3 protein-coding genes are annotated in these 3,035 nt (G+C 61.0%); all 3 read left to right on the top strand.

Going from position 1 to position 3,035, the window contains the following annotated elements; genetic code table 11:
- On the top strand, positions 1-245 hold a 245-nt coding region (locus M0D67_RS41850), incomplete at its 5' end, for a hypothetical protein (RefSeq protein ID WP_266243635.1).
- The gene (locus tag M0D67_RS41845) at positions 245-1,138 is read left to right on the top strand and encodes an ArdC family protein (RefSeq protein ID WP_266243632.1); all 894 of its coding nucleotides are present in this window, start codon (positions 245-247) and stop codon (positions 1,136-1,138) included. The genes M0D67_RS41850 and M0D67_RS41845, both read left to right, overlap by 1 nt.
- 17 nt (positions 1,139-1,155) lie before the next feature.
- Positions 1,156-2,586: an N-6 DNA methylase gene (locus M0D67_RS41840; protein WP_266243630.1), complete on the top strand. Its 1,431-nt coding sequence runs from the start codon at positions 1,156-1,158 to the stop codon at positions 2,584-2,586.
- Positions 2,587-3,035: the final 449 nt, after the last annotated feature.

Genomic DNA, 3,035 nt, shown 5'->3' with positions numbered 1-3,035 from the left:
GGACGACGAACTCAGGGGAACGGCGGCAACGACGAGAAGCACCGCCGACTCAGCAGAAACCACCAACGCCGGGACTTCGGAATCTAGGGATCCGGTCAGCTCAAAACCTCGTGGAGAAATATATGTCACAAGCCGTGCAAGTCGAATCCGAAGCAGGGGTGCTTTTGGAGTTCGATTGTCATGCATCGCATGCAGCATCTGTGCGTCTGGTTCCGCTGCCTAACGTGATCATGGAGCGTGTGTGATGAAGCGCTCCCGCAACGCCATCATCGACCTCAAGCAGGAAGTCACGGATCGCATTGTCAAAGCAATCGAAGATGGCCGTATGTCGCCCGGCAATCTCTGGGCCCGTAGTCAAGGCGGCGGATTGCCGATTAACTACGCGACCAAGAATCCCTACAGCGGAACCAATGTGTTGCTGCTCTGGCTAGAAGCTGCGGACCGGGGCTTTGCTCGTAATGAGTGGATGACCTACAAGCAGGCACAGGACATCGGCGCCCAGGTGCGTCGCGGTGCGAAACATTGTCGCTTGCTGAAAGTTGCGCAACGCGAGCGGGTTGACCCGGAAACTGGCGAGATTGAGTTTTTCCCGGCGCCGGTGCCGTTCAGCGTATTCAACGTCGAAGAAATCGACGGCGTTGCGCCGGCAACGCGCTATGAAGAGTTTGAGCCCGTCGCCGTCGCCGAACAGATCCTGACACGCTCCGGCGCCACGATTATCGAGACCGGCGAGCGCGCTTTCTATCGCATGAGCACGGACGAATGTTTCCTGCCGGAGCGCACCCGATTCGAATCTGCGGCGAATTTCTACCACGTGGCCGTCCATGAATTGACCCACTGGACCGCACACCCGGAGCGACTCGCGCGCGATCTGAGTGGCCGCTTCGGAGACGAAGCCTACGCCTTTGAGGAACTCGTTGCCGAATTCGGCGCGGCGTTCTGTCTTGCCCGTATTGGCATGGACGCCGGACAGCTCGAATTTCACGCGTCGTATCTCGACTCATGGCTTCGAGTCCTGAAGAAGGATAAAAACGCGCTGTTCACGGCGGCTAGCCGTGCGAGCGACGCATATGCGTATCTGATGAAACTCGCGCGGATATCCGACGCGGCGTCGCCCCAGATGCGCGCTGCGGCATAGTCAAACACGGAGGCTTCATGCAGGGCAATATTGACTTTGACGGTTTCGGCGGCGCTACGCAGTCCGCTCTGGTCTTCACCGACGAAGCAGAAGAGATCAAGCGTGCTGCGATCGACGAGTTGCACTGGTTGACGGCAATCTATACGGCAAGCCCCGTTGTCGACCAACTGCTCGATCGACTAGGCTGGCCACACGAGGACCGACGCCTCTTGGATCCCAGCTGTGGTGATGGGATGTTCCTCGCGCGCGCTCTCGATCGCTTGCTCGCGGCACGGCCCGCCGGCTTCGAACCGGGTGCGCTTATCGAAGGATGGGAGATCCACCCGGGTGCCTGCCACGATGCACGCGCGCGCGTCGCGCAGGTATTTACTCGATACGGACATTCCGCATCCCGCGCGGCAGAGCTCGCACAGAACATGGTCTACAACCGCGACTTTCTGACCGATGGGCCGACACGACCCTATGCGGATTTCATCTCGGGCAATCCACCTTATTTAAGGGCGGCGAATGTGCCACGGTATCTGCGCGAACAGTACGCAGACTACGTCCCGGAATGGGCCTCCGCGGATCTGCTCCATAGTTTCCTCGAACGGTGTGGTCGCGCAGTCCACCCCGATGGCCGGATTGCGTTTGTCACAGCCGATCGATGGCTGCTGAATTCGGGTGCCGCCCGTCTTCGGAAGTCACTCGGCGAGCGGTTTTGCATTGCACACCTTGAGCGGCTAGAGGGTGACCATGTCTTCTACCGGCCAAAACATCGCAAGGCTGGTTCGCCTCCGCGCATTCATCCCGTGTCAGTGGTCCTGCAGGGCGGATCCGCGCGCGGTCTTCAGCTCTCCGAGCAACCGATCTATCCGGGCGTCGACGTGACCCGGTATGCCGGCTACAAGACACTGGGCGAGTTCGCCACGGTCCGCATCGCCCCATGGCTCGGCACCACCGGCGTGTTCGTCGTAGACGCATCGACCGCCGGCAGGCTACCGGCAGAATATCTTGTGCCTGCTGTGGACACGGACGATATCGTTGACGGGAAGCTTGGGGAGCCGACACGCTGGGTAATTCGCACCACGCCGCGTACGCGGCCGTGTGACGAGATCATGGAGCACCTCGCAAGCCAGATGCACCGGATGGCCGCCCGCGGTCGCAATGCCAAGCTCTGGGTACCTCCCGAGTCCACGGCGATGGATATCTCGCGTGAGTCGCTGCTCGTGCCGCGTATCGCCACGTCACCGAAGTCCGTGCGCGTGCCCCCAGGCGTACTCCCGATCAATCACAACCTCAGCATTGTCGCCGGCACCGAAGAGCAGCTCGCAGTCGTCGAGGAAGCGCTCGCATCTCCGCTTGCGGCACAGTGGGCCGCTGATCATTGCCCGCGCCTGGAGAATGGCTACATGTCCCTTACTACTCAGCTGCTGCGCAGAATGCCGATGTCGAACGTACCCGTCTGACGACGTCGCCTACGTTGTACGCCATAGTAGTACAAAAGCCCCTGCAAAAGATGCAGGGGCTTTTGCTTTGGTATCCTGATAAAGCTCACCTTTCCTGAAAACGCTCACCTATCTGATGCCGCACCGGGTCCTGACCGGGCCCGGTCACTGACTAGTCGGGCAGACCAGTGTCCAGCCGGGGCGCGACTATCGCGCCCCGGATAACGTTACACGCGCATCGAGCTCCGCTCGACTGCGCGTTGTACCTCGAAGAAGTGTCGCTCCGCGGCGCTATCGCTTGCTACGCGAGGTTGCGCTCGCCGCGCGGCGTTTCGCTTCGCCGCGGACTCCTCGTGCCGAATTCCCGTCCCCCTCATTCGCCGTCCTTTTCTCGCGATCGTAGCCACAGCCTGCACTGCGTCAAGGCGCGCGGGGCCGTGTCAGTCGCTGCGCTCCATCCCGCCCCAGCA

It is taken from the genome of Paraburkholderia sp. SECH4 (genome assembly GCF_030511745.1).
GTDB lineage: Bacteria > Pseudomonadota > Gammaproteobacteria > Burkholderiales > Burkholderiaceae > Paraburkholderia > Paraburkholderia madseniana.
The sequence above is the reverse complement of the archived record's forward strand: the minus strand, read 5'-3'. Positions and strand labels throughout refer to the sequence as shown.

Bases quoted from the DNA above. Each gene is read 5' to 3' on its own strand.
- M0D67_RS41840 (WP_266243630.1), top strand. From the start codon at position 1,156: ATGCAGGGCAATATTGACTTTGACGGTTTCGGCGGCGCTACGCAGTCC.
- M0D67_RS41845 (WP_266243632.1), top strand. From the start codon at position 245: ATGAAGCGCTCCCGCAACGCCATCATCGACCTCAAGCAGGAAGTCACG.